The following is a 26593-nucleotide window of genomic DNA, read 5'->3' on the forward strand; positions in this document are numbered from 1 at the left end:
TAAGCAACCAATAAACTTATACGCATTATGAAACCAGATTTCAACTATAATGATTTTCCTGCTTCTTTTGCCAATTGCTTCCGCGAGCAATGTCCGCATGGTGATAAATGTTTACGCCGCCAGATGGCTCTCCATGTCCCGAAGGATCGTGGAGGAATATACATTCTTAACCCGGGTTACCTCGATGCGCTCGGTGATAAAGAGTGTCCATTCTTTGTACTGGATGAACCCCAAAAGTTTGCCAAAGGTATCACCTGGCTGTACGATGACCTACCCCTGCGAAAAGCGGAGGCAATCAAATCGCAGATCATAGCCCGCCTGGGACGCAGCACCTATTACCGTTGTAAGCAGAAGCGCCGCCTGATCAGACCGAAAGAACAGGCCTATATCAAAAAACTCTTTCTTGCCCACGATATTTCTACCGAACCTCGGTATGACGAGTATCAGGAGTATTATGATCTTGGATAAGTGCTGATTTACAAGCTGCTATCTGCTTGGCGACATTTCCCTGGGAGATGCCGCCATTTTCATATATTATGATACTGTATTCTCATATATTATGAAATTCTATTGTCATAATATATGGCATTGTAGTATCACAATATATGATACTGTGGTGACACAATATATGCTAATAAAATGATGTGGAAGATGAAGCAGAAGCATCTTCAGGAAGTCCTTAACAAGGGTAAATATAGCCCATTTTAGCTCTATTAATAATTGTTTCTGCAAAAACCTTGCTTTTTTTCGTCCAGGCAACTAATAATATAATGTACGCGTGCGTACATTATATATAAGGCACTATATTCCTACCTTCCGGGGCAGGCCGTCAAAATGACTATATGTCTATTGATTTATAACGCTTAGGGTGAGAAAAATGACTGACTAGAAAAATCGTTCCTTTTTTCTAGTCATCAAAATTACTACATTCTTTTGAACTGGCAATAGCTTCCCCAAGATTTTTTCCTTTTCTATATTCTTTCTTATCAACATGATAGCGAATTAAGTACGAAATTCTCTCTTTCCGGTATGAAATCAAAGCGCACCGTAAAAAATGACTAGAAAAAAGGAACGTTTTAGCTAGTCATTACTACTAGCAGGCCTATCGGGAATAGGCTGTGAACAGGTTTTTATAACACTATTATTAATATTAAATTTATTGATTATGAACAAAAAGTTTTCTACACTTGTAGCTAGCTTGTTATTTGCTTCGGCTTTTAGTGCTTATGCAGGTACAGCGGCTTCAATGTTCGCAGTTCCTACTGCGATTGAAACCAAAGCGGTTGTTGAGAAAGACAAAGCTTTGGCTTGGGATGAATCTAATACAAACGTGTTGCCTGCTGATGCTGCTACACTAACAGCAGTTGGTGCTTCTATTTTGCCGGAGTTTACCGACAATGCTCGTTTATTTGTATTAGCTAACACGGGTAGTAGTGCTGCTATTACTCCTGCTGCAGATAAGTTTGTTGCAATTGCTTCCGGTGTTGTAGCAGCCGGTGCTTATAATGCAAGTGCAGCGGATGAAGCATATTGGACAATGCAGGCTGATGGTGAATTGTTGAACAATGCAAGCCATACTTTCTCTGTTAAAGGAAATGCCAATTTTGATGTTGTTCCTGTTAAAGCAGATAATAAGCCGGGTTATTTCTTTGTTTTGCGTGTTAAGAAATCAGATGCCAGCTTCGGAGGTTATGTAAAATATGATGGTTCTGCTTTTGATGTAACAACAGGTTCAGATGCAGAAGCTGAATTAGTAGATGCTGCTCTTTTTGTATCAGTTGAATCGGCATTTGCTACAACAGCAACAACAGGTGATGTATTGAACAAAGAGTTGAAAGGTGGTTTTGAATTGACTGTTTCTTCTGCAAAAGAAGGTGTGAAGGTTACTGGTGCGGATGCATTCGCCGGTAAGTTAACTGCTATGGAATATGATGCAACTCTTAATAATAATGCAGGTGGTTTCAAAGATGCAACATCTGGTGCTTCTGTTTATTTCTTGAAAAACAAAGACGGCAAATACATCTATTGGGATGCTGATGCAAACAAAGACTCTGATAAACCAGGAGCATTCAAATTGGCTTCAGAAGAAGATGCCTTGGCTGCAAATGCTAACGCTGCTTATAAATTTGCTGTTCATGCTGCCGATAATGGTGCTAAAGCAGTTCAGGTTCTTGTAAATACTGATAAAAGGTTGTATATCAACAATACAAACAATGAAGGCCGTTTAACTGCCTTTGATAAAGCAGGAACAGTAAGTAGTGCAAGCAACTGGGCTGTAACATCTTTAGGTAGCTCAAATAAAGTAGACTTGATTAAGTTCCTGACTGGTCAGTTTGTTAAAGTAAACTATGTCGCTAATGGTAAAGAAGCTGGCACAAATAACGAATACAAAGTAAATAGTGTATTGGCAATTGATGAAGATGGTACTGCTGCTGATTTCGTTAAAGCTGCAAGTTTGGTTACTGAAGCTCCGGAATCTCAATGGGCTGTAACATCTTCAGATAAGGGTGCAACAATCACATTGACAAACCGTGAAGATCCTTCTGTTACATTAGTAATCAGTGAATTGCGTAACACTGCTAAAGCTGGCGTTTATGAAGTAGTTTCCTCTTCTCCTTCTATGCACTTGGCTGCTGAAGATCTGATTACAATTACAGCGGTAGCTAAGACTGAAAAGACAGATGGTTTCATGACTATTACAGAAAATGTATTACGTAATACAACATTCTATCTGGCTCAGTCTCGTCAGAACGCAGATAAAGATATTCCTGCTTACTGGGCTGAAAACCATAATATGTCTCACCAGATCGGTGCTACTGTAGATCAGGTAGCTGCTACAAAGTGGAACTTGGCATTCAAGAAGAAAACAGGCGCAAAAGAAGATTTCCAAACTCAGATTGACTCTGTATTGATCGTTAGCACATTGAATAAGTGGGATGCAACAGCCAAATCTATAGTTGAAACTAAAGATACATTGGTTATCCTTCCTTATACTTTCCAGAACAGAGAAAATAACGAATTTGTTAAGAATAACGGTTTGACTCAGTTGCAATATTATATCTGTGATAAGGATAATAATGACGCCACCGATAATGGTGCAGCTCAGAAGTTTGCTTTGAAAAAGAAACCGGGTGATACTTACAATTATGTTACGTTGAATACGACAACAAACACGTATGAAAAAGATGGTAGTATCATATTGAATAGCGGTAAATCAGCATTTACTTTTGCCGGTAAGAAACTGTTCTTAGGAAATAGCTTGGAAAATGGTTCTTGGGAAGAAATGGATGCTTATGCAAAAGACAATAATTCATTAATGCTGGTTCAACCGTCTGACGATCCTGAATATCATTTAGTAAATGATGATGTTAAGGCTTGGGGCGATACAATTAGATTGTATCGTGAAGATAATGCTAATCAGGCTCTTTACGAGAAACATGACGACAAATCTGTTGTTGAAAATGATACTTTGAGCTTCTTGAACATCGATAATGTTTACGATCCTCAATTTAAATTGAATCCGGCTATGTTTGTTGATACTGCTTATGTTGATCGTAAAGATAATACTTGCTGGCAGTACTTATTGGCTGTAAACGTTGACAATACTGTTAAGACTTATTGTCCGGACAATGTATTGCACAATGACCCAACTTGGATCGAAGAACATGGTGTTTGTCCTCACGCTGAAAAGACTCCGATTGTTAAAGGTCGTTTCTTGGTTAACTTGATCGACACTGCTAATATCTATGGTGCTACTCATTTACACAAGAACCCGTATGTAAATAATAACGAAGCTGGCGAATCTCGTGCTAAGTTATCATTTGTTCAGGGTATGCATATCAAAGATACATTGTTCTTATTTACAAACAGTGATACAGTTAAGGTTGATTTGAGCAAACCTAACTTCAACGTTGCTAAGTTCGCATTCCGCTACGAAGATGCATCTAAGGGAACATTCAAGATCCAGACTTTGTGGAAAGAATATAACCCTACAAAAGACGCTGATAAACTGGCTACTACTCAGGAAGGTTATTTGAAATGGATCAACGGTACTGTTGTTGTTGAAAACGGTTATAACAAAGGTGATTTGTTTAAGATCGAAGAAAACTATGCAGGCATACCGACTGCCAACGAAAATGCTCCTGAAATATCAGCTATCTCAGTAGTTGCAACAGAAGGTAAAGTGATTATCGCCGGTGCACAAGGCAAGAAAGTTACTATCAGTAACGTACTTGGCCAGACAATTGCTAATGCAGTACTTTCTTCTGATAAAGTTGAAATCTCTACTCCTGCAGGTGTAGTTGTAGTTGCTGTTGAAGGCGAAGCCGCTGTAAAAGCAATCGTAAAATAAGGACTTATTTATAATCAAATAATTCTAAATTGTTTACCGCGTGTCGTAGGGGCGGTTCGCGAACCGCCCTTACCCCAATTACCCTGCGACAGGCGAACGAGCGGTAGATATTAATACTAAAGTAATGAAATAAAGTTCTTCTGTTCGATCTCTGTGAAGAGCAACAACAGACAAAAACAAGCCCCGGAAGATTCGTCTCCCGGGGTTTCGTGTATAAATGGTTTGTATAGCAACATAGGAAATAAAATGTTTTTGATTAAATTTGCCTGTCCTTATTGAGAGATACACGTGGAATATTATGAAAAACAAATAATAAAAGGAGTAAAGGAAGGCGATGAGAATGCTTTTCGCAGTCTTTATGATAATTACTATCATCGTCTTTTCTGTATTTCCCGGCAATATCTGCAAGATGATTTTCTGGCGGAAACGATTGTCTCAGATGTCTTTTTCCACCTTTGGGAAACCCGTAAGACACTGGATATACAAATTTCCCTGAATGCGTATCTGATACGTATGGTCCGTAACTTTTCATTGAACTACCTACAGAAGAATTATGTGGAAAAAGAGGTCAGCCTCAACGGTATCGACATCACTTCTCCATTGTTGTTTCTGTCCGACGAATATCCGCTGGGACGCTTGCTGGAAAAAGAAATGACGGAGAAAGTCCATGAAGAAATAAACCGACTTCCTAAAGAGACACGTCAGGTGTTTATTCTCAGCCGGTTGGAAGAGCTTAAACATGAGGAAATCGCCAATCGTCTGGGCATATCCGTCAATACCGTTAAATACCACATTAAACAAGCTTTATCTATTTTACGGGATCGCTTAAAGGATTATCAGTTAGTGCTTTTAGCTTGTCTGATGAAATTATTTTGAAAAAAGTAAACATTTTCACTACCCCATTTCCTTACTTTTCTTGTCTACCTTATAACAACATAAAAATGAATAATACAGAGAATACATATTACCCGGATGAACAGATCGCAGCTTATTTGAATAATGAGTTGGATAAGGAACAACGCGTAGAACTGGAGAAATGGGTGGCAGCCGATACCGCTCATAAACAATATTTCTATGAAATGACTGAAGTCTGGCTGGCAATTAATGCTGCCGCTGGCAACAAAGAAGAAAGCGAACGGGCATTTCAACATTTCCGGGGAAGAATATCGGCTCCTCAAAAAGGGCAAAGATTCTCATTGCGTTTTATCAGGATTGCTGCGGCGGTTTTTGCCGGTATGCTGTTGCTGGGAACAGGTTATTACCTGGGTAATCTACCTTTGGATCATTCCGCTCTTTATGCCATGCAGACAGTGGAAGTGCCGATGGGATCGCGTAGCCGTATCGTGCTGGAAGACGGGACGGTTGTTTGGTTGAATGCCGGAAGTAAACTGAGTTATAACTCCGCTTTTTCTCATAAGGACAGGAATGTTCAGTTGGAAGGAGAAGGCTATTTTGAAGTGACCCATAACAAGAAGTTGCCTTTTATTGTGCATACCAGCGATATAGACGTGAAAGTTTTAGGAACCCGTTTCAATGTGAAAGCCTATGGCGATGAGGAAAATATCGAGGTTATCCTGGCGGAAGGTTCGATAAACCTGTCGAGCCTGAATAATCAGACTGAACCATTGACCCTGAAACCTGAGCAGCTGGCTATTTATAATAAAGAAAGCGGACAAACGGAGATACGGAAAGTCCCGGCATCACAGGCGGATAACTGGACGACCGGGGCTCATTTCTTCAATGAACTGACACTGGTAGAAATAGTCAGACAATTGGAAAAATCGTTTGATGTAACCTTCATATTCAGGAATGAGGAAAAGAAGAACCTGACTTTCTACGGTGATTTCCGTAATGACGATTCGCTGGATGATATCCTGATGATCATGTCGAGCAGCGGCAAATTCAGGTATAGGAAAACAGATAATGTGATAGAGCTCTACTAAATAAATACAGTATTAACTAAAAAAGAGGAAAGGAGAATAGAGATAAGAAATTGAGATTGTAGATAAAAAGCGAATCGGAAAATGTTGGTACCATTTCCCGATTCAGATAGTCGTTAAACTAATTTGTTATTAAAAACAACAATACAAAATTATGGAAAACATTCCTTTTGAGAAAATCAGAGCAACATTATTTGCTCACAAAAAATCATTATTTATAACAGGCTTATGTACTGCACTTTTGGCTGGTAACATCCAGCCGTCATTTGCTGCACTACCACAGGAGCAGAAAATAACCTTGAATGTTCGGAATATTACTGTGAAAGACGCAATAGAAACCATTAAGAAGCAGAGCGGTTATTCTTTTTTCATTGATACGGAAGATGTGCAGTTGCATAAACAGATATCTGTCAACCTGAATGGCAAGTCTGTTTCAGAAGCATTGAATATTATCTTCAGTGACCAACCGGTCAAATATGAGATCAAAGGAAAACATGTAATAGTAACGGGGAGAGAAACATCAACCCGGCAAACGGATACATCCAAAAATGTACAGATATCCGGTGTGGTAAAGGACGATATGGGCGAACCCATTTCTGGTGCGAACGTGGTGGTGAAAGGGCAGGTGCTCGGTACTATTACGGATATAGACGGTCGTTATTCCCTGAGTGTTCCCTCCAAATCGGTACTGGTTGTCACTTTTATCGGTTATAAGAGCAAAGAGATACCTGTCGGCAGACAGTCTGTGATCAATGTGACTTTATCGGAAGATGCGGAATTGCTGGATGAAGTTGTTGTAACGGCATTGGGTATCAAACGTGAGGAGAAAGCGTTGGGGTATTCTGTCCAGAAAGTAGGAGGTGAACGTCTGGCGGCCGTAAAAACGGTAGATGTTGCTACTGCCTTAACCGGTAAAATTGCCGGTCTGAATGTGAAGAACAGTACGGAATTTAATACGACTCCGGATTTGTCTTTGCGTGGAGAGAACCCATTGCTGGTCATAGATGGGATACCTTATGGCAATATGAAACTGCAGGATGTGGCTTCCGATGATATTGAATCCATAGACGTTTTGAAAGGAGCTACGGCTTCAGCTCTTTATGGAGCCCGGGGATCTTCCGGAGCTATTATGGTGACAACTAAAAGAGGTTCGGAAGATGGATTGAATATTTCGATAAACAGCAATACGATGTTCAATGCCGGTTATCTGAAGTTTCCGGAAGTACAATCTTCCTATAGTGGCGGACAGGGCGGTAAATATAATCCGACTGACTTTGTCTGGGGAGATAAACTGGACATAGGCCGTACGGCCCTTCAATATGATCCTTATACCTATGAATGGCGTGAAATGCCGTTGACATCAAAAGGTAAAGACAACCTGAAGAATTTCCAGGAAACAGGATTTGTAACCAACAATAACGTGAGCGTCACACAAAAAGGAAAGTACGGCAGTTTCCGTACATCACTGACTCACGTCTACAATAAAGGTCAGTGGCCGAATGCTAAGTTGAATAAGATTACTTATACGGCTGCCGGGAATATGAATTATAAAGGATTCAACCTGGATGCCAGTATTACTTACAATAAGCGTTTTTCTCCCCAGGGAACCGGTACCGGATACGGAGGTCTCGGCTATATCTATAATCTTTTGGTATGGACAGGGCCGGAGTGGGATATCCGCGATTATAAGAATTACTGGCGTGTAAAGGACCAGGAACAGAACTGGTATAATGACACATATTATAATAACCCTTACTATATTGCAAATGAGATCATCGCTTCAAGTGATTTCGATAAAGTGAACGGTTTTGTTTCCGGTAGCTATGAAATTACTCCCTGGTTGAAAGCGACATTAAGATCCGGCCTGGATGTTTATTCCACCCGTAAGGAATGGCGTAACCCGATCGGAGCCTATGGCGCATGGGATAAAAAGGGATATTATGAACTGCAAACACCAAACGGCTATAGCGTCAATACTGACTTTATGTTGATGGCTGACCACAAATTCGGGGATTTTTCTTTGGATGGCTTTGTCGGAGGTAATATCTATTTCTATCAGGATAACACGCATACCAGTACAACAAAGAACGGTTTGCTGGTTCCCGGGTTTTATTCTTTGAATGCTTCGGTCGATCCTCCCGGAACCTCTGCCGGCATGAAAAAGAAACAGACAAACAGTTTATTTGCCAAAGCATCCGTTGCCTGGAAGAGCACTTTATTTCTGGATGTAACCGGACGTAACGACTGGTCGTCTTCTTTACCTTCCGAAACCCGTTCGTATTTTTATCCGTCGGTGGCAGGTAGTGTCGTCCTTTCCGAGTTTATCCCGATGCCGTCCTTTTTCGACTTCTGGAAAGTAAGAGGTTCCTGGACTATGTCGAAAGCCGATACCGATGTGTATGCTACCAATAACACGTACTCCATCTCTACAAATACCTGGGATGACATGACCAGTGCATCTTATCCTTCTACGATCCGGGGTAAATCTGTCAAGCCGAGTACTTCCAAGTCGTATGAACTGGGAACAATGCTGACATTCTTTGGTAAACGTTTGGTTTTGGATGCCGCTTATTATAATAAATATTACTATAACCGGATTGTGAACGCAACACTTAGTGCATCTACCGGATTTAGTAATACGCAGGTAAACTCTAAAGAAGAATATGTAAGACGAGGTTTCGAGATACAATTAAGCGGTGATATCATAAAGAGTAAAGACTGGGCCTGGAATTCTACATTCAACTGGGCACTGGACAGACAGTATTATGCTAAGCTCGACCCGGATTTTTCGTCTAAGAAACCTTGGATAAAGGAGGACGCTCGTACGGATCATGTGACTTATGCCGATTACGAATATGACAAAGACGGCAATATGATCCATGAAGCCGGTTATCCGTTGTTGAGCAAGTATTCGACTCATCATGGTTTTTCAGGTCCTGACTGGATCTGGGGATGGGTCAATACAGTCTCTTATAAAGATTTTACGTTGAGTTTCACGATTGACGGTCGCGTAGGCGGTGTCGCTTATTCCTGGACGAATCAGTCTTTGTGGAATACGGGAGCCCATATCGAAAGCGACAACCATTGGCGTTATGATGAAGTGGTGAATGGGAAAAAGAATTACATCGGACAGGGTGTAAAAGTGGTTTCCGGTACGGTTCAGTATGATTCGGATGGGAACATCACGTTCGACGACCGTGTGTTTGCTCCTAATGATGTGGAGGTCTCTTATGAACAATATGTCCGCGAGTATCATGCCAATGCTTATTCCGGAAGACCTCAGAACTACTTCAAGCAAACTTTTTTCAAGTTAAGGGATCTGTCGCTTACTTATCAGATGCCAAAATCATTGTGCGAAAAGGTTCGGCTGAAAGGCGCGACTATCGGTTTGGTTGGTCAGAATTTGTTGATTTGGACGAAAGAGTTTAAGTATGCTGACCCGGATGTCGGAGGTGATAATCTGAATGCACCTTCTACCCGTTTGCTCGGTTTCAATATTAAGTTGGATTTATAATAAAGATCAGACAATGAAGAAATATATAAAATTAGCGGCTTGCCTGCTATCTGCTATAATCTTTATGGCATCTTGTGGTAATTTTGATGAGATAAACACAAATCCGGATGTACCGACCCGTGTCTCGTCCGAGATGCTGGCAACCGGAGGCATTAAGAGTTTGCTTTCGAATTCTACGGGAAAAGGCTTTCTTTATAACTCTATGGCCAGTAAGTATATGGCTTGGGGGGAAGGTTCTGAAAGTTATATTTTCAATGGTTGGGGGCGTGCTGGCTTGGGTGACTACCATACCATCATAAATATGCAGAAGATGGTCGAATTGGCTGAAGAGAAAGACTTGGCAGCTTATTCGGGACTGGCGAAGTTTGTCAAGGCTTATAAGCTGTTCTGGTCGTCCATGGATCTGGGAGATATTCCTTATAGCGATGCTTTAAAGGGAGAAGAAAGCGTTCTGAAACCTAAGTATGATACCCAGAAGGAAGTGATGCGCCAGGTGCTTGAAGATCTGGAAGAATCATACGACTTCTTTTCGAATGCAAACGATTTTAAGGGCGATCCTTTTGTTGGAGGAAATGTTGAAAAGTGGCGGAAAATCGTTAGTACTTTCCAGCTGCAGGTATTGATGTCGTTATCGAAGAAAGCAGACGATGCCGACTTGAAAGTGAAGGAACGTTTTGCCCGTATTGTCAGTTCATCAGCCTTGATGGAGTCGAACGACGATAACTTCCAGATGGTCTATTCCGATAAGGCGGGACAATTATATCCGTTCAACGATAACATGTATTCGAAGAATCCGATGGTATCTTCTTTCCTTATCGACATGATGAAAGAGCAGCAGGACTATCGCCTATTCTATTATGCAAAACCGAGTGAGGCTCAGTTGAAGGCCGGAGTGGCAGCAGACAGTTGGGATGTGTTTGTAGGTACTGACGTCAGAGAGGATTTCTCCGTTCATAAACCTTTATACATTGCAGGTGAATTTTCTTGTGTGAACGATCGCTACAATTATTACCGGCCGGGTGAACCGGTGATACGTCTGGGGTATTCGCAACTGAATTTTATCCTGGCGGAAGCGGTAGTGAGAGGTTGGATTACTGGTGATGCTTCAACCTATTACAAGCAAGGAATCAAAGCGAGTATGGATTTTATCGTGAAATATACTCCGGATGAGAATATCTATCACCAGGGACGGAAAATGACCCAGGGAGTTATTAACGACTTTCTTGCCCAACCCTCCATACAGTTGACCGGAGATAAGGAAGGCGATATCGAGAAGATCATTACTCAGCGTTATATATCGAGCTTTATGCAATACCCCTGGGATGCTTATTTCGAATATCGCAGAACCGGTTATCCGAAGTTGCCGATAAATCCGGCAACCAGCCTGAACACCAATGCGAAGGATAAGATTCCGGTACGCTGGATGTACCCGACAGATGAGTATTCTTATAATAAGGAGAATGTGGAAGAAGCCGTGGCACGCCAGTATGGAGGAAATGATGAAGTGAATCAATTAATGTGGATTTTAAAATAATATCAGGTTATGAAACAAAGTAGATTCTTTTTGTTGATTGTCTGTGCTTTCCTGTGTGTGAATGTTGCTAGTGCGGCAAAGTGGAAAGCCAAACATGTCGTGTTGATCGGTCTCGACGGCTGGGGCGCTTATAGTGTGGAAAAGGCGGAAATGCCGACTGTCAAGAGGTTGATGGCGGATGGTTCTTATACGTTGAAGAAGAGAAGTGTATTGCCTTCCTCCAGCGCAGTTAACTGGGCATCCATGTTTATGGGAGCAGGACCGGAGATTCACGGATTTACGGAGTGGGGTTCACAGAAGCCGGAACTTCCGTCGCGTGAGATAAGCCATTACGGTTTGTTCCCCTCTGTGTGGGGATTGTTCCGGGATGCGAATCCGGAGGCCGAGATGGGGTATATTTATGAATGGGACGGCATGAAGTATCTGGCCGAGATGCAGGCTATGAATAAGGAAGTGAATATTGCTCCTTCAGAAAGTAATCCGCGAGGATGTACGGATGCGGCTGTTTCTTATATAAAGGAATCCCGTCCGGCTTTTGTCGGCATCATCTTTGAGCAGCCTGATGGCGTGGGACATGGTGATGGACATGATACTCCGGCGTATTATGCAAAGTTGAAGGAACTGGACGGATATATCGGTGAGATCGTGCAGGCCGTAGCCGATGCCGGCATGCTGGATGAAACGATCTTTGTGGTGACGGCAGATCATGGCGGTATCAATAAGGGACATGGCGGAAAGACCATGCGGGAAATGGAAACGCCTTTCATTATTTCCGGTAAGGGAGTAAAGAAAGGATATGAGTTCACGGAAAGCATGATGCAGTTTGATGTCGCTTCTACCATTGCTTATATTTTTAACCTGAAGCAACCCCAGGTCTGGATCGGCAGACCGATGAAGCAGGTTTTTAAATAAGCCGAATGCTGATAACAACAGATTAGAAAGAACGGATAGTAGTCCGTTGGTGAACCGATAGTTACCGCTTTTTTAGCGGGTAACTATCGGTTTTTTGTTTTCTTGAAGTGTTATTATAGGGGGCAGTAGCCCGGATTATTATGCGGTAGAAGCATTTTTTGTATCTTTAGGGCACTTAATTGAATAAACAAATACTGCTATGGGTGTCTTTATTAACTTCCCACGTACATTCTGGGTGGCCAATCTGATCGAATTATTTGAACGCTGGGCATGGTACGGCTTCTTTATGTTGTTTGCCAACTATCTGACCGGATCGTCGGATGTCGGAGGACTGGAATTCTCACAAAGCCAGAAAGGTCTTCTGATGGGAGTAGGAACCGGTATCTTATACTTCCTGCCTGTATTGACGGGAGCTATTGCCGACCGCTACGGATATAAGAAAGTGCTCTATCTGGCATTCCTGATCTATACATCCGCATTTATCCTCCTTCCGATGTTCACGACCTTTACCGGGGTCTTTATCATGTACCTTTACCTCGCTGTAGGAGCGGCTCTTTTCAAACCGGTTATTTCGGCTACGATATCGAAGACAACGACGAATGAGACGGCCTCGATCGGCTTCGGGATCTTTTATATGATGGTGAATATCGGAGCCTTTTTCGGACCGATGGTTACCTTATTGTTCAAAGGCTCTTCACATCTTATCTTTTATGTCTCCGCCGGAGTCATCGCCTTGAATTTCATCCTGTTGTTTTTCTATAAGGAGCCGGGACGTGAAGACGGGGAAAGAAGTACCGACTCATTATTGAAGACTTTCGAAGTTATTTTCCGCAATATGGGAAGTATACTTAAGGATATCAAATTCATCCTCTTCCTGTTGATCGTTGCCGGTTTCTGGACGATGTATAACCAGCTCTTCTTCACCCTCCCGGTATTTATTTCTCAGTGGGTGGATACCAGTGTGTTGTATAACTTCTTTCATACTTATATCCCATTTATCAGTAAACATTACAGTGCAGGGCCGGGTGTGATGGATGCAGAGTTCGTGACGAATATAGATGCGCTTTATATCATCACCTTCCAGGTATTGGTGTCGAGTCTCGTGATGAAGATGCAGCCGTTGCGTTCGATGATGTCGGGTTTCCTGGTCTGTTCGATCGGTATGTCGTTGACTATCGTGTCGCAGAATGTATTGTTTACGATGGTTGCTATCCTCATATTCTCGGTGGGGGAGATGGCCGGTTCGCCGAAGATCACGGAATATATCGGACGTATTGCCCCCGCGGATAGGAAAGCACTTTATATGGGATACTCTTTCATCCCTGTTTTTCTGGGGAATGTACTGGCCGGTTTTATCTCCGGTGTCGTCTATCAGCAGATGTCGGATAAGGTGATGCTCGTTCAGAAATTTGCTGAGGAAAAAGGACTGCAAATTCCCGAGGGACTATCCTACAATGCCTACTTCGAAGAAGTTGCCCGGCAGGTAGAGCTGACGCCTCAGGCATTGACAAACCTTCTTTGGGAACTTTATGATCCGTCCCGTCTGGGAATGGTCATACTGGCTATCGGGGTGGGAACTGCGTTCCTGTTGTTCGTATATGATCGGGTGACCTCCCGTAAATAATACTTTTGAGAAGGATTGTCTCCCTGTATTTGCTTATATTTGCACGGAAAAAGACAGTATACATTTTATGACGAAAGATATAACACCCGAATATGTGTTTGGTGACCTGCGTTATCTGCAATTGCTGGCACGCAGTTTCCCTACTATCGCTGACGCGAGTACCGAAATCATCAACTTGGAGGCTATCCTGAATCTTCCCAAGGGAACGGAGCATTTTCTGTCCGATATCCACGGAGAATACCAGGCCTTCAACCATGTCCTGAAGAATGCTTCCGGTGCGATCAAGCGTAAAGTGAATGAGATATTCAGCAACACCCTGCGTGACTTTGAAAAGAAAGAGTTATGTACGTTGATCTACTATCCCGAACAGAAACTGGAGCTGGTCAGGACCAAAGAACCGGACCTGGACGACTGGTATCTGATCACGTTGAACCAGTTGGTGCGCGTCTGCCGGAATGTATCGTCGAAATATACGCGCTCGAAAGTCCGTAAGGCTTTGCCAAAAGAGTTTTCCTATATTATTCAGGAGTTGTTGCACGAGTCGTCGGTCGAACCGAATAAGTCGGCCTATGTCGACCAGATCATCCGGACGATCATTTCCACCGGGCGTGCCAACGATTTCATTATCGCCATGTGTAACCTGATACAGCGGCTCACCATCGACCTGTTGCACGTGATCGGCGATATCTACGACCGTGGCCCGGGTGCTCATATCATCATGGATACGCTTTGCGACTATCACCATTTCGATATACAGTGGGGCAATCATGATGTATTGTGGATGGGAGCGGCCTCCGGTAACTTGGGAAGTATTGCCAATGTGATCCGTATGTGCCTGCGCTTCGGTAACCTGGCGACACTCGAGGATGGCTATGGCATCAACCTGCTTCCTTTGGCCACTTTCGCGATGGATGTCTACGCCGATGATCCCTGCGACCTGTTCATGCCGAAGACCAATGCGTCCGACTCGACATTCGATGAAAAGACGATCCGTCTGATTTCGCAGATGAATAAGGCCATAACGGTGATACAGTTCAAATTGGAAGGGGAGATCATTCGCCGTCGTCCTGAGTTTGAGATGGACGACCGTCTGTTATTGCATCTTATCGACCTGAAACGTGGAACCATCACGCTGGATGGGAAAGAGTTCGAGTTGAAAGATAAGAACTGGCCGACCATCAATCCGAAAGATCCCTATGCCTTGTCTATCGAGGAGGAAGACTTGATCCGCCGTATTCAACATTCGTTCGAATGCAGCGAGAAATTGAAGAAACATATGCGTTGTCTGTTCAGGCACGGCAGCATGTACCAGGTATGCAATTCCAACCTGCTGTTTCATGCGTCTGTTCCGATGAATGCCGACGGGACATTGAAAAGTATCCGTATCGAAGGGCAGGAGTATAAAGGAAAGAGCTTGCTCGATAAAGTAGATCAGTTGATCCGTACGGCCTATTTCGACTCGGAAGACTCACCGGAAAAGGACTTTGCCCTGGATTACATCTGGTATCTCTGGGGAGGAAAAGATTCTCCCTTGTTCGACAAAAGTAAGATGGCGACCTTCGAACGTTGTTTTATCGACGACAAGAGTGTGCAGAAGGAAGAGAAAGGTGCTTATTATACCCTTCGTGAAGAAGAAAAGATCTGTGATATGCTGTTGGATGAGTTCGGCGTGACAGGCGTACATCGCCATATCATCAACGGGCATGTGCCTGTCCGTTCCATTCAGGGGGAGAATCCGATCAAAGCTAACGGCAAGTTGTTGGTGATCGATGGCGGGTTCTCAAAAGCCTATCATCCCGAGACGGGTATTGCCGGCTATACGTTGGTCTATCACTCCCGCGGTTTCCAGCTGGTACAGCACGAACCGTTCCTGTCGACCGATCAGGCAATCAAAGAGGGGCGTGACATCCGTTCCACCACGATCGTAGTAGAACTGAGCTCCCACCGCCAAATGGTAAAAGATACGGACAAAGGCGCCGACCTGCAACGACAGATACATGATCTGGAGAAGCTGTTGTATGCTTATCGCAACGGGTTTATAAAAGAAAAGGAGCGTAATGAGTATTAGAAAAAGGTGAAGCCTTTTTCAATTAATAATTAATAATGAATAATTGGGCTTCGCGCTCGGATGTAGCAAAATGTGAAACCAAATGACAGGTTTTGTAGGGGCGGGGTTTGCCCGCCCTTTGCGACAATAATATAACAACCGGTGAAGAAGGGCGGGCAGACCCCGCCCCTACGGTCGAACCTGTCTGTTCCATTGTGACGGCGCCTGTAAGGGCGGTTCGCGAACCGCCCCTACCAACGCACTACATTCATATCTGACAATCTTAGAAACATTCACATTTGACAAATAATGAAACATTCAAACCAGATAATAACTAAATATATAATATGCAAAAACGAATAACCTGGCCCCCTATATTACTGACCATCCTGATCGTCCTGTTATTCCTGGGTGGCTTGGTGTACGGTGCCGTGTCCATCCCGTTGGAGAGCGTGATCGATATCCTTCTGGGGAAAGACGTCGGTCGTCCGGCCTGGCAGAATATCATATTGCAAAGCCGCTTTCCGCAGGTTGTAACGGCGTTGCTGGCCGGAGCCTCGCTGGCAACCAGCGGGCTGTTGTTGCAGACACTGTTCCGTAACCCCTTGGCCGGCCCCTCTATCCTCGGGATCAGCGACGGAGCCAACCTGGGGGTGGCTGCCATCATGCTCTATTTTGGCGGTACATTAAGCATGGTCACCGAACTTCCGATCAGCGGATACCTGGCCGTTATCCTGGCAGCTTTTGCCGGAGCCGCCTGCATATTAGGACTCATCATCTGGTTTTCGGCAAAGGTGAAAAGCAACGTCATGCTGCTTATCATCGGGATCATGATCGGCTACCTCGCCTCCTCCCTGATATCGGTACTCAACTATTACGCATCCACCGACAAGGTACATGCCTTCGTGATGTGGGGATTAGGTAACTTTTCAGGCGTTTCCCTGATGCAGCTGCCTTACTTCCTCCTTTTCACCTTTGCGGGACTGCTTCTGGCTATCCTGTTGATAAAGCCGCTGAATGCCCTGCTGCTGGGAGAAATGTATGCCGCCAACCTGGGGATCAAGATCAAACGAACCCGCATACTGATCCTCTTCTGTACCGGCCTGTTGACCGCTACGACGACTGCTTTCTGCGGCCCGATCTCTTTCATCGGACTGGCCGTGCCGCATATCGCCCGCCTGATGCTCGGATCGTCCAACCATAAGATGCTGGTGCCCGTCACGATGCTTGCCGGCTCCTGCATCGCCCTGCTTTGTAATATATTGATGGTGATGCCCGGAACCAACAACATCCTCCCTCTGAATGCTGTGACCCCGATGCTCGGAGCCCCGGTTATCATCTATGTGATCGTGAACCGTAAGAATATCCAATATTTCGACTGATGAGCAGACAGACACCTGTAATAGAAACCAACCGCCTGAGCATCGGCTACCGGCTGAAAGGAGGCAAATACAAGGTCATCCACGACGACCTTAACCTGCAACTCTTTCCCGGAGAAGTAACCTGCCTGTTAGGCTTGAACGGAGCGGGCAAGTCAACCCTGCTGCGTACCCTATGCGGTTTTCAGCCACCGTTGGGCGGTGATATCTCCCTGATGGGGCAACCCCTGTCGTCTTACTCGCAAAGCAACTTTTCCCTCACCGTAGGTGTTGTATTGACGGAAAAGACGAATGCGGGCGGCATCACCGTTTACGAACTGGTATCACTGGGACGCCATCCGTACACCGGCTTCTTCGGACAACTGAAGAAGTCCGACCGGGAGATCATCGAGCAATCGCTCGTAGCAGCCGGCATTGCCCATAAAGCACAAAACTACGTATCCGAACTAAGCGACGGCGAACGGCAGAAAGCCATGATCGCCAAAGCTCTTGCGCAGCAATGCCCTATCATCCTGTTGGATGAACCGACGGCCTTCCTCGACGTAACTAGCCGTATCGAAACGATGGTCTTGCTGCATCGACTGGCAATGGAACAAAATAAAGCGATCCTGCTCTCCACCCACGACCTCGACCTGGCCATCCAGATGGGCGACTGCCTCTGGCTCCAGGAGAAAGGCCGTCCGATGGCTTGCGGTACACCCGAAGACCTGATTCTGAGCGGTGCCTTCGAATCTTTCTTCGGAAAGGAAGGCATCGTCTTCGATCCCTCTACCGGGAAGCTGAATACCGAGGCTCCTGTCGAACCGATAGGGGTAGAGGGTGACTTTCTGGTATCCTACTGGGTGGGGAACGCTTTGATACGTAACGGTTACCGTCCCTCGTCCGTTCGACCGGACAGACCTCGTATCAACTGTCTTGATGTCCGCCACATCTTCCTCGCCTTGCCCGGAGGGGAGGAGGTGGAACTCTCCGGGGTGGCGGCAGTGGTCGATGCGGTAAGGGAGTATGCCCGTAACCGGTAAGGCGCGGCTGTGCCTCACCGGGATGAGGTGGGTTGCCGCATCGGGATGCGGTGAAGAGCCTCACCGGGACGCGGTAGGTCGCCGCATCGGGGTGCGGTACCATGCGGACAACGGGGATAACGAAGTCTCGCCTTACCGGAGAAGACATGCCGACTTTCCCGTAGGAGGGTATATGAGAAGGAAACAATAGTATAACAAGATTAAGTATAGATGAAATTATGGCAAATGAAATAACCTGGCGACTAGAGCATGAGAAAGTAAGCCGCCTATTATTGCAGTATGCTATCCCGGCAGTGGTCGGAACGATGGTGAATGCGTTGTATAATATTGTCGACCGTGTGTTTATCGGTCAGGGAGTCGGTGCACTGGCAATGGCCGGGCTGACGCTGACGTTTCCCATCCTGTTGTTCCTGCAAGCCTTCGGTATGCTGATAGGGGCAGGTTCCGCTACCCGTGTCTCCATCCATTTGGGAAGAAGGGCGAACGAGATGGCAGAAAAGGTGTTGGGGAATGCTTTTACGCTGACATTCATTATCACCATCGTGACAGTCATCCCCTGTATGATCTGGATGGACGACCTGTTGATGGCCTTCGGGGGAAGCGAACAGACTATTCCTTATGCCCGCGACTATCTGAATATAGTTGTGCCCGGTACTATCCTGACCTCGCTCAGCTTCGGTTTCAATGCGATCATGCGTGCCTCCGGTTATCCGAAGAAAGCCATGTTCACCATGTTGATCGGGGCGGTGGTGAATATCATTCTCGATCCTATCTTTATCTTCTGGCTGGATATGGGAATACAGGGAGCTGCTATTGCAACGATTATCTCCATGCTGTTGAGTGCAATGTTTGTTATGAACCATTTCATTCAGAAAGACAGCATCGTGCGCTTCCATAAAGGAACTTTCCGTCTGGAAAGACATGTGGTATGGAACATCGTCACCATCGGCATCTCACCCTTTGCCATGCAGCTGGCAGGTAGCCTGGTGGTCGTTATCCAGAACTATGCCTTGAAAGTACATGGGGGCGACCTGGCTTTGGGAGCCAACGGTATCATCACCAGTGTCGGTATGTTGCTGGTGATGCTCATTATCGGTATCGCGCAGGGCATGCAGCCTATTGTCGGCTTCAACTATGGGGCCGGACAACATAAGCGTGTGCAGGAGGTTTTGCGCTTGGTCATCATCACCGCAACGATCATCATGGGATTGGGCTGTCTGGCAAGCGTCCTGTTTCCCCGGTTGATAGCCCGGGCATTTACCAGCGATCCCGAATTGATAGACGTTACGGCCAACGGTCTGCGGATCAGTTTATTGGTCTTTGTTGTTGTCGGTTCCCAGATCTCCATCAGCCAGTTTTTCCAGAGTATCGGTATAGCCTGGAAGGCGATGTTCCTGAGTTTAAGCCGGCAGTGCCTGTTCCTCATTCCTGCGCTTCTCATCTTCCCGGAGTTCTGGGGACTCGACGGCGTGTGGTATGCTTCTCCTTTTTCGGACTTCATTGCAGCCGTAACTGCTTGGGGTTTCTTATGGTACCATGTTAAAAACATAAAAAGTGAATCGTTAAATTGAACTTCCCGGCGACTTATTTGTCTATTATATGAAAAGTGGTTCGCTACGTATTAATTATAAAGAAAAGAAGTATGAAAAGAGTATTATTATTGCTAGCTGTCCTGCTGTTTGGGCTCGGTTCAGGAACTATGATGGCACAACAGGATAAAGCAGCGGAAAAGGCTGCAAAGAAGGCTGAGAAAGAAGCCAGGAAAGCAGCGGAAGAAGCTGAGAACATGGCTTTGTTTGAACAAGCCGTCCAGGCTCTTAACAGTAAAGACTTCGTGCTCGAAGCCGATCGTGTAGAGTTTAAACGCGGACGTTTTGTCTATGTAACTCCCAGCACTAACTTCGTATCGATGGATGGAAACCGGGCGACAATCCAGTTGGCATTCAACGGAGCTTATGCAGGCCCTAACGGTATAGGTGGTATCACTGTCGAAGGTAATGCCTCCAATGTCGAAATGAAGACCGATAAAAAAGGCAACGTCACCTTCAGTATGATGGTACAGGGCGTAGCCGTATCGGCAAACGTTACTTTCCGTATGGCGAAAGGCACCAACAAATGTACGGCCACTGTAAGTCCTAACTTCAACAGCAACCGTATCTCATTTACCGGTACCTTGTATCCGACAGAACAATCCAATGTGTTTAAGGGACGCTCCATTTAAACATAATTGATATACTCTGAACGAAAGGGAGACGTAGCTTTGCAACGTCTCTTTTTTTATATCTTTGCATCGCAACTTAAAACTTACAATTATGCAATTATCAATAGACCAGAAAGACGTAGATAAATTCATCATGATAGGCGACAAGGTGCTTATCAAACCCAAGAACCCGCAGAGCCAGACAAAGTCGGGCCTTTACCTGCCCCCTACGGTGCAGCAGGAAAAGATACAAAGCGGATATATCATCAAGGTTGGCCCCGGCTTCCCGCTCCCATCCCAGAGTGAAGAACACGAAGTATGGGAAAAGAAGAAAGAAGGAGAGGTGCATTACCTGCCTTTGCAGGCACATGAAGGCGATCTGGCTGTGTTCCTGCAAAATGCCGCTTACGAGATCAGCTTTAACGATGAGAAGTTCCTGATCGTGCCGCATTCTGCTATCCTGATGCTGCTGCGCGACGAAGGATTGTTCGAATAAGGCCTTTTTCTTTGGCAAAATACTTATCTATTCACATATTTGATGTATTTTTGCAAGCAAATCAACAAGACAAACTATCAACAGTAGCGATTAGAATGAATAAAATTGTAAGTAAAGAACATTTCTCTGCCAACGTGGTGAAGCTGGAAGTTGAGGCTCCTCTGATTGCCCGCTCACGTAAGGCCGGTCACTTTGTGATCGTGAAAGTGGGAGAGAAAGGCGAACGCATCCCTTTAACCATTGCAGGGGCAGACACTCAGAAAGGAACCATCACCCTGGTGATCCAGGCCGTAGGCGGTTCATCCAAGAAGATCTGCGATTTGAACGTAGGCGATTATATTACCGACCTGGTAGGTCCGCTGGGACAAGCTACCCACATCGAAAAAGTAGGTACGGTTGTTTGTGCCGGGGGAGGCGTAGGTGTAGCACCGCTGTTACCTATCGTTGAAGCATTCCATAAGGCCGGGAACCGTGTGATCGTGGTACTGGCAGCCCGTACCAAAGACCTGGTGATCCTCGAAGACCAGATGAAGGCCAACTCCGACGAAGTGATCGTGATGACCGACGACGGTTCCTACGGTACCAAAGGATTGGTGACGAACGGTGTGGAAAGCGTTATCAACCGTGAGAAGGTAGACCTGTGTGTAACCATCGGCCCGGCTATCATGATGAAATTCGTTTCGGCACTTACAAAGAAATACGAGATACCTACCGTCGCTTCCCTGAACACAATCATGGTAGACGGAACAGGTATGTGCGGCGCTTGCCGTATCACGGTGGGTGGAAAGACCAAGTTCGTCTGTGTGGACGGACCGGAGTTCGATGCTCATCAGGTTGATTTCGACGAGATGCTTATGCGTCTGGGTGCTTATAAAGATATTGAAAAGAAATAACCACTTAAACAAATGACAACAGCAGAACTGATTGCAGCCCGCCGTTCCGAACCCTGGAGGGAAGAACTGCGCAAGAGCAAAAAAAATAAAGAACGCACGGATATTCCCCGTGTAGAAATGAATGAACTCGATCCGGAATACCGGAGCCATACCCGCCTGGAAGAGGTGAACCTGGGTCTGACAAAGGAACAGGCCATGCAGGAGGCACAACGTTGCCTCGACTGCCCGAATCCGACCTGTATGGAAGGTTGTCCGGTAAGTATCAATATCCCGACATTCATCAAGAACATCGAGCGCGGCGAGTTCCTGGAAGCAGCCAAAGTGCTTAAGGAAACCAGTGCCCTGCCGGCTGTTTGTGGTCGTGTTTGTCCGCAGGAGAAACAGTGCGAAAGCAAATGTATTCATCTGAAGATGAAAAAGGCTCCGGTAGCCATCGGTTACCTCGAACGTTTCGCTGCCGACTACGAACGGGAGAGCGGCCAGATCTCAGTGCCTGAGATTGCAGAAAAGAACGGAATCAAGATCGCCGTGATCGGTTCCGGTCCTGCCGGCCTTTCTTTTGCCGGAGATATGGCGAAGCGAGGATATGATGTTACCGTGTTCGAAGCATTGCACGAGATCGGTGGTGTATTGAAATACGGTATTCCTGAATTCCGTCTGCCTAATAAGATTGTGGATGTGGAGATCGAAGGCCTTCGTAAGATGGGCGTGAAGTTCATATCCAACTGCATCGTCGGTAAGACGATCAGTTACGACGACCTGCACGAAGAAGGCTTCAAAGGTTTCTTTGCCGCCAGTGGTGCCGGCCTGCCTAATTTCATGAACATACCGGGTGAGAACCTGATCGGCATCATGTCGTCCAACGAATACCTGACACGTGTCAACCTGATGGACGCAGCCAATCCCGAGAGCGATACCCCTGTATTGCAAGGCAAGCGGGTAGCCGTGATCGGTGGAGGTAATACTGCGATGGACTCAGTCCGTACGGCCCGCCGTTTGGGAGCTGAACGTGCCATGATCGTTTACCGTCGTAGCGAAGAAGAAATGCCTGCCCGTATCGAGGAGGTGAAGCATGCCAAAGAAGAAGGCGTGGAATTCCTGACCCTGCATAACCCGATCGAATATATCGGCGATGAAAGAGGCCGTGTTAAACAGATGCGTTTGCAGAAGATGGAACTGGGTGAACCGGATGCTTCCGGCCGCCGCCGTCCCGTAGCCATAGAAGGCGCCATCGATACGATCGATGTGGATGAAGTTATCGTCAGTGTCGGTGTTTCTCCCAACCCGCTTATCCCGCGTGCCTTCAGTGGCCTGGAAGTAAGCAAATGGGGTACGATCGTAGTCGATCAGGACACTATGCGCTCAGCACTGCCGGATGTATATGCCGGAGGCGACATCGTAAGAGGTGGTGCCACCGTTATTCTGGCGATGGGTGATGGCCGTAAAGCTGCCGCCGCCATGGACGCCAGCCTGCAAGGAAAATGATCTGAAATTAAGATACAGTGAGAAGCCCGGCCGGTGAGGTCGGGCTTTTTTATTCCTGCTAAAGAGTGAAACTCTTATAGTTCCCTAATTTTAAGCGCTTCCCAGCAAAAAAAGATTGTAATGATAAATTTATTATTATATTTGCGTTTACCGTAAATACGGTACCAGACATAAAGAGAGGTAAAGAAGGTATTTATACAATAGTTATAAATATTGGTGTGTCTATGAAAGGGCTGCGGCAGCAATGTTGCAGCCCTATTTCTTTATTGATGCTTGAGTATGTCTAAAACATCTTTCTTTAAAGCCGGAATGTGTCTAATGATGAGTCCCCAGAGAAATTCGGTGGTGACACTGTCGTAGCCGTGTATTACTTTGTTTCTGGTATTGACGATCGCTCTGGCATTAGGCAATATAAAAGTCGGATCTATTTTGAGAATTCGATTGATCGCTTCTCCCATTATCTCAACATTCCGCTCAACGGCTCTTTGGAGAATGATCTTATTCCTGAATTCCTCGAATAGTTTAGGCCCTTCAGAAAAATAACTTTCCACTTCATTGATAGAAAGAAGCACATCATACAGATGTTTTTCAATGTACTCATCCATAGATTAATTGCTTTGATGAGTCAATGTTTTTTCGTAAAATAGGATTTCGTATAGCTTTATCTTCCAGTAAGTCTACTTCCCTACGGAGGATATTGGATAATGCATCTCTTAAATCAAAGTAATTGTCTGCATAATCTTCCGGTGTGACGCCTTCAAAGTCGACTAATAAATCTATATCGCTCTTATCCGTAAAGCGGTGGGTGAGAACAGAACCGAAAGCAAACAACTTTTTCACCTTATGCTTTTGGCATAAAGCAATGATTCCGGGTAAGTAATTGCTGAAGAAGTTCATATCCTTTGTTTTTAGTTATAACAAAGGTATATATTATTCTTTAAACGGACAATAGAGGATCGTTGTATAAATAAAAAGCCCCGATATTGTAAACAATACCGAGGCCTTTTGGAAGCGAGCGAAAGACGGGACTCGAACCCGCGACCCTAACCTTGGCAAGGTTATGCTCTACCAACTGAGCTACTTTCGCAAATCGAAAGGGATGAACCCGAAAAATACATCCTTTGTACTCGAAGCGGGACTTGAACCCGCACAGCCGCAATGGCCAAAGGATTTTAAGTCCTTCGTGTCTACCATTCCACCATTCGAGCATCCCTTTCTCTTAAGAGATGAGCGAAAGACGGGATTCGAACCCGCGACCCTAACCTTGGCAAGGTTATGCTCTACCAACTGAGCTACTTTCGCGTTGTTTGCGTTTGCGTGTGCAAAGGTAGATAACTTTTTTATATCTGCAAATAATCAGGTAAAAAAATTAGCTTTAAGTGCCGATTTTTTTAATATTGGATCAATAACTCACTCCCTCTCTGAGTGACATTAAACCTCGTAAGTGCAAATTCTGACGGGCCATCTGACGGAGTTCCAGAGCCATACGCTATTTCGTACTTCGTTCCGCATTCCGGACATTGTGCCCAACCTGTATTGTCCGCTTTTACTTTAATATTCTTCTGGGCTTCGTGAGGGCAGCACAAATCATAAGCATAATATTGTGTACCTCCCGTAGTGGCGCTGAAACCGTTTACGACCAACACGCCCGAATAACCGAGCCGTGTACCGTAATTCTGGCCTGCCTCGCTTGTGATCTCTTTGAAGTTAAGGGAACCAACCAGGTCCTTGTCCTTAAACTGCAAGTCCAATTCCAGGTACACCGGTGCATAAGGTACGTTCGATACATTCACCTTATTGCACGACATCACCAGCAACACCACCAAACAAAAAAATATTCTTTTCATCTTAATTATGCTAACAGTTTCTTTTCAGCTTCGTTTACCTTATTAAACGAGAAACCGTCGATAATATTTTGCATCAGGGCGGAAATACTGTCGTTGCACAGATTGCCGATGCTACCTTCGTGTGTATGGTTCACGGCCTTGTTGGGCGTGAAGTTACCCGCTTCGATCTCCAGGCCTACTCGTTTGTAAGCGTCGCGGAAAGGAACTCCTTCCAGGACGAGGCGGTTTACCTCTTCCACGCTGAACAGCAGGGAATATTTATCGTCGTCGAGAATATGCTCGTTCACCTTCACTTCGCGCATCATATGGGTAACCATACGAAGGCAATCCTTCAGTTCGTCGAAAGCAGGCAGGAACACCTCCTTGATGATCTGCAGGTCGCGGAAATACCCCGACGGCAGGTTATTGCATATCAGTGTGATCTGCTGTGGCAGACCTTGTATCTTATTGCATTTCGCACGCGTCAGCTCGAACACGTCCGGATTCTTCTTGTGCGGCATGATGCTCGAACCTGTCGTGAACTGGTCCGGCAACTTGACGAACCCGAAGTTCTGGCTGTTGAACATACAAGCATCGAACGCCAGCTTCGAAAGCGTTGCGGCAATACCCGCCATCGCAAAAGCCACCGTACGTTCCATCTTGCCACGTCCCATCTGGGCATATACCACGTTGTAGTCCATCGAGTCGAAGCCCAATAGCCCGGTCGTCATGCTACGGTTCAAGGGGAAAGACGAGCCGTATCCGGCAGCCGAACCCAGCGGATTGCGGTTGCACACCTTGTAAGCCGCCTGCATCATCTGCAAATCGTCAGCCAGGCTCTCGGCATACGCACCGAACCAAAGACCGAACGATGAAGGCATCGCCACCTGCAAATGCGTATATCCCGGCATCAATACCTCGCTATAACGGTTGCTCTGGCTTATCAGTACCTCGAACAGGCCGTTTGTCAGTTCCACCAACTCCTGTATCTGTGCGCGCGTGTACAGTTTCAGGTCGAGTAATACCTGGTCGTTGCGCGAACGTCCGCTGTGTATCTTCTTGCCAATGTCGCCCAGACGGCGTGTCAGCATCAGTTCCACCTGCGAATGAACGTCTTCCACGCCCTCTTCGATAACGAATTCGCCGCTGTCGGCAACGGCATAGATATTTTTCAGCTCTGCCAGCAGAACCGTCAGTTCCTCTTTCGTGAGCAGCCCGATACTTTCCAGCATCGTGATATGGGCCATCGAGCCAAGAACGTCATACTTGGCCAGGTAAAGATCCATTTCACGGTCCCGGCCTACGGTAAAGGTTTCGACTTCCTTGTCTACCTGTACATTTTTTTCCCAAAGTTTCTGAGCCATAATACG

At 45.6% G+C, this 26593-nt stretch carries 20 protein-coding genes and 3 tRNA genes; 16 read left to right on the forward strand and 7 right to left on the reverse strand.

Annotation, left to right across the window (positions count from 1 at the left end; translation table 11 throughout):
- The first annotated feature begins 27 nt into the window (after window positions 1-27).
- The 16 genes from M1P97_RS04955 (at window position 28) to gltA (ending at window position 23397) form a co-directional block, all read left to right on the forward strand.
- Window positions 28-468, forward strand: a complete 441-nt coding sequence (locus tag M1P97_RS04955) for a DUF6078 family protein (RefSeq protein WP_249388543.1) — start codon at window positions 28-30, stop codon at window positions 466-468.
- A 697-nt stretch (window positions 469-1165) separates the two neighbouring features.
- On the forward strand, window positions 1166-4351 hold the full coding sequence (locus M1P97_RS04960) for a DUF6383 domain-containing protein (RefSeq protein WP_249388544.1): 3186 nt from the start codon (window positions 1166-1168) through the stop codon (window positions 4349-4351).
- 288 nt (window positions 4352-4639) lie between these two features.
- A complete protein-coding gene (locus tag M1P97_RS04965; protein ID WP_195374675.1) occupies window positions 4640-5227 on the forward strand; it encodes an RNA polymerase sigma-70 factor in 588 nt (195 codons plus the stop codon).
- 65 nt (window positions 5228-5292) lie between these two features.
- Window positions 5293-6294, forward strand: a complete 1002-nt coding sequence (locus M1P97_RS04970) for a FecR family protein (RefSeq protein WP_195374676.1) — start codon at window positions 5293-5295, stop codon at window positions 6292-6294.
- 151 nt (window positions 6295-6445) lie between these two features.
- The gene (locus M1P97_RS04975; RefSeq protein WP_195374677.1) at window positions 6446-9805 is read left to right on the forward strand and encodes a SusC/RagA family TonB-linked outer membrane protein; all 3360 of its coding nucleotides are present in this window, start codon (window positions 6446-6448) and stop codon (window positions 9803-9805) included.
- 13 nt (window positions 9806-9818) lie between these two features.
- Window positions 9819-11339 (forward strand): SusD/RagB family nutrient-binding outer membrane lipoprotein, encoded by a 1521-nt coding sequence (locus tag M1P97_RS04980; RefSeq protein WP_195374678.1) that lies wholly within the window; start codon window positions 9819-9821, stop codon window positions 11337-11339.
- A 9-nt stretch (window positions 11340-11348) separates the two neighbouring features.
- Window positions 11349-12251, forward strand: coding sequence for an alkaline phosphatase (locus tag M1P97_RS04985; protein ID WP_195374679.1), 903 nt, complete (start codon window positions 11349-11351; stop codon window positions 12249-12251).
- Window positions 12252-12450: 199 nt separating this feature from the next.
- Window positions 12451-13875 carry an MFS transporter gene (locus tag M1P97_RS04990; RefSeq protein ID WP_249388545.1) on the forward strand — a complete coding sequence of 475 codons (1425 nt, stop codon included), beginning with the start codon at window positions 12451-12453 and terminating at the stop codon, window positions 13873-13875.
- Between the two features lie 67 nt (window positions 13876-13942).
- Window positions 13943-15943 (forward strand): fructose-1,6-bisphosphatase, encoded by a 2001-nt coding sequence (locus M1P97_RS04995; RefSeq protein WP_195374681.1) that lies wholly within the window; start codon window positions 13943-13945, stop codon window positions 15941-15943.
- A 326-nt stretch (window positions 15944-16269) separates the two neighbouring features.
- Window positions 16270-17304 (forward strand): iron ABC transporter permease, encoded by a 1035-nt coding sequence (locus M1P97_RS05000; RefSeq protein WP_195375543.1) that lies wholly within the window; start codon window positions 16270-16272, stop codon window positions 17302-17304.
- Window positions 17304-18323 (forward strand): ABC transporter ATP-binding protein, encoded by a 1020-nt coding sequence (locus M1P97_RS05005; protein ID WP_249388546.1) that lies wholly within the window; start codon window positions 17304-17306, stop codon window positions 18321-18323. Before M1P97_RS05000 ends, M1P97_RS05005 begins: the two co-directional genes overlap by 1 nt.
- Before the next feature lie 218 nt (window positions 18324-18541).
- Complete coding sequence (locus M1P97_RS05010; protein WP_195375545.1) at window positions 18542-19894, forward strand: MATE family efflux transporter; 1353 nt, start codon at window positions 18542-18544, stop codon at window positions 19892-19894.
- A gap of 71 nt (window positions 19895-19965) precedes the next feature.
- Window positions 19966-20544: a DUF4251 domain-containing protein gene (locus M1P97_RS05015; RefSeq protein WP_195375546.1), complete on the forward strand. Its 579-nt coding sequence runs from the start codon at window positions 19966-19968 to the stop codon at window positions 20542-20544.
- A gap of 91 nt (window positions 20545-20635) precedes the next feature.
- Window positions 20636-21019, forward strand: coding sequence for a co-chaperone GroES (locus tag M1P97_RS05020; RefSeq protein ID WP_195370692.1), 384 nt, complete (start codon window positions 20636-20638; stop codon window positions 21017-21019).
- Between the two features lie 95 nt (window positions 21020-21114).
- Window positions 21115-21912 carry a sulfide/dihydroorotate dehydrogenase-like FAD/NAD-binding protein gene (locus M1P97_RS05025; RefSeq protein ID WP_075556079.1) on the forward strand — a complete coding sequence of 266 codons (798 nt, stop codon included), beginning with the start codon at window positions 21115-21117 and terminating at the stop codon, window positions 21910-21912.
- A gap of 12 nt (window positions 21913-21924) precedes the next feature.
- Window positions 21925-23397, forward strand: a complete 1473-nt coding sequence (gene gltA, locus M1P97_RS05030) for an NADPH-dependent glutamate synthase (protein ID WP_249388547.1) — start codon at window positions 21925-21927, stop codon at window positions 23395-23397.
- Window positions 23398-23660: 263 nt separating this feature from the next.
- Here gltA and M1P97_RS05035 read toward each other — a convergent pair whose 3' ends face one another.
- The 7 genes from M1P97_RS05035 to argH all read right to left on the reverse strand — a co-directional run bounded on the left by M1P97_RS05035 (window position 23661) and on the right by argH (window position 26587).
- Complete coding sequence (locus M1P97_RS05035; protein WP_249388548.1) at window positions 23661-24002, reverse strand: HepT-like ribonuclease domain-containing protein; 342 nt, start codon at window positions 24000-24002, stop codon at window positions 23661-23663.
- Window positions 23995-24294, reverse strand: a complete 300-nt coding sequence (locus tag M1P97_RS05040) for a nucleotidyltransferase family protein (RefSeq protein WP_195370696.1) — start codon at window positions 24292-24294, stop codon at window positions 23995-23997. Before M1P97_RS05040 ends, M1P97_RS05035 begins: the two co-directional genes overlap by 8 nt.
- A 117-nt stretch (window positions 24295-24411) precedes the next feature.
- A tRNA-Gly gene (locus M1P97_RS05045) sits at window positions 24412-24484 on the reverse strand.
- Window positions 24485-24521: 37 nt separating this feature from the next.
- Window positions 24522-24605 (reverse strand) — tRNA-Leu (locus M1P97_RS05050).
- Between the two features lie 21 nt (window positions 24606-24626).
- A tRNA-Gly gene (locus M1P97_RS05055) sits at window positions 24627-24699 on the reverse strand.
- Window positions 24700-24788: 89 nt separating this feature from the next.
- Window positions 24789-25244 (reverse strand): Rieske (2Fe-2S) protein, encoded by a 456-nt coding sequence (locus M1P97_RS05060; protein ID WP_249388549.1) that lies wholly within the window; start codon window positions 25242-25244, stop codon window positions 24789-24791.
- 5 nt (window positions 25245-25249) lie between these two features.
- Window positions 25250-26587 (reverse strand): argininosuccinate lyase, encoded by a 1338-nt coding sequence (argH, locus tag M1P97_RS05065; RefSeq protein ID WP_249388550.1) that lies wholly within the window; start codon window positions 26585-26587, stop codon window positions 25250-25252.
- Between the last annotated feature and the right edge of the window lie 6 nt (window positions 26588-26593).

It is taken from the genome of Parabacteroides leei, assembly GCF_023369805.1.
GTDB classification, from domain to species: domain Bacteria; phylum Bacteroidota; class Bacteroidia; order Bacteroidales; family Tannerellaceae; genus Parabacteroides; species Parabacteroides leei.

What these genes read in the sequence shown, in the direction of transcription:
- M1P97_RS04955 (WP_249388543.1), top strand. Translation starts at nt 28, where the DNA reads ATGAAACCAGATTTCAACTATAATGATTTTCCTGCTTCTTTTGCCAAT.
- M1P97_RS05035 (WP_249388548.1), bottom strand. Translation starts at nt 24,002, where the DNA reads ATGGATGAGTACATTGAAAAACATCTGTATGATGTGCTTCTTTCTATC.
- M1P97_RS04980 (WP_195374678.1), top strand. Translation starts at nt 9,819, where the DNA reads ATGAAGAAATATATAAAATTAGCGGCTTGCCTGCTATCTGCTATAATC.
- M1P97_RS04970 (WP_195374676.1), top strand. Translation starts at nt 5,293, where the DNA reads ATGAATAATACAGAGAATACATATTACCCGGATGAACAGATCGCAGCT.
- M1P97_RS05060 (WP_249388549.1), bottom strand. Translation starts at nt 25,244, where the DNA reads ATGAAAAGAATATTTTTTTGTTTGGTGGTGTTGCTGGTGATGTCGTGC.
- M1P97_RS05015 (WP_195375546.1), top strand. Translation starts at nt 19,966, where the DNA reads ATGAAAAGAGTATTATTATTGCTAGCTGTCCTGCTGTTTGGGCTCGGT.
- M1P97_RS05020 (WP_195370692.1), top strand. Translation starts at nt 20,636, where the DNA reads ATGCAATTATCAATAGACCAGAAAGACGTAGATAAATTCATCATGATA.
- M1P97_RS04990 (WP_249388545.1), top strand. Translation starts at nt 12,451, where the DNA reads ATGGGTGTCTTTATTAACTTCCCACGTACATTCTGGGTGGCCAATCTG.
- M1P97_RS04985 (WP_195374679.1), top strand. Translation starts at nt 11,349, where the DNA reads ATGAAACAAAGTAGATTCTTTTTGTTGATTGTCTGTGCTTTCCTGTGT.
- M1P97_RS05000 (WP_195375543.1), top strand. Translation starts at nt 16,270, where the DNA reads ATGCAAAAACGAATAACCTGGCCCCCTATATTACTGACCATCCTGATC.
- M1P97_RS05005 (WP_249388546.1), top strand. Translation starts at nt 17,304, where the DNA reads ATGAGCAGACAGACACCTGTAATAGAAACCAACCGCCTGAGCATCGGC.
- M1P97_RS04995 (WP_195374681.1), top strand. Translation starts at nt 13,943, where the DNA reads ATGACGAAAGATATAACACCCGAATATGTGTTTGGTGACCTGCGTTAT.
- argH (WP_249388550.1), bottom strand. Translation starts at nt 26,587, where the DNA reads ATGGCTCAGAAACTTTGGGAAAAAAATGTACAGGTAGACAAGGAAGTC.
- M1P97_RS04960 (WP_249388544.1), top strand. Translation starts at nt 1,166, where the DNA reads ATGAACAAAAAGTTTTCTACACTTGTAGCTAGCTTGTTATTTGCTTCG.
- M1P97_RS05025 (WP_075556079.1), top strand. Translation starts at nt 21,115, where the DNA reads ATGAATAAAATTGTAAGTAAAGAACATTTCTCTGCCAACGTGGTGAAG.
- gltA (WP_249388547.1), top strand. Translation starts at nt 21,925, where the DNA reads ATGACAACAGCAGAACTGATTGCAGCCCGCCGTTCCGAACCCTGGAGG.
- M1P97_RS04975 (WP_195374677.1), top strand. Translation starts at nt 6,446, where the DNA reads ATGGAAAACATTCCTTTTGAGAAAATCAGAGCAACATTATTTGCTCAC.
- M1P97_RS05010 (WP_195375545.1), top strand. Translation starts at nt 18,542, where the DNA reads ATGGCAAATGAAATAACCTGGCGACTAGAGCATGAGAAAGTAAGCCGC.
- M1P97_RS05040 (WP_195370696.1), bottom strand. Translation starts at nt 24,294, where the DNA reads ATGAACTTCTTCAGCAATTACTTACCCGGAATCATTGCTTTATGCCAA.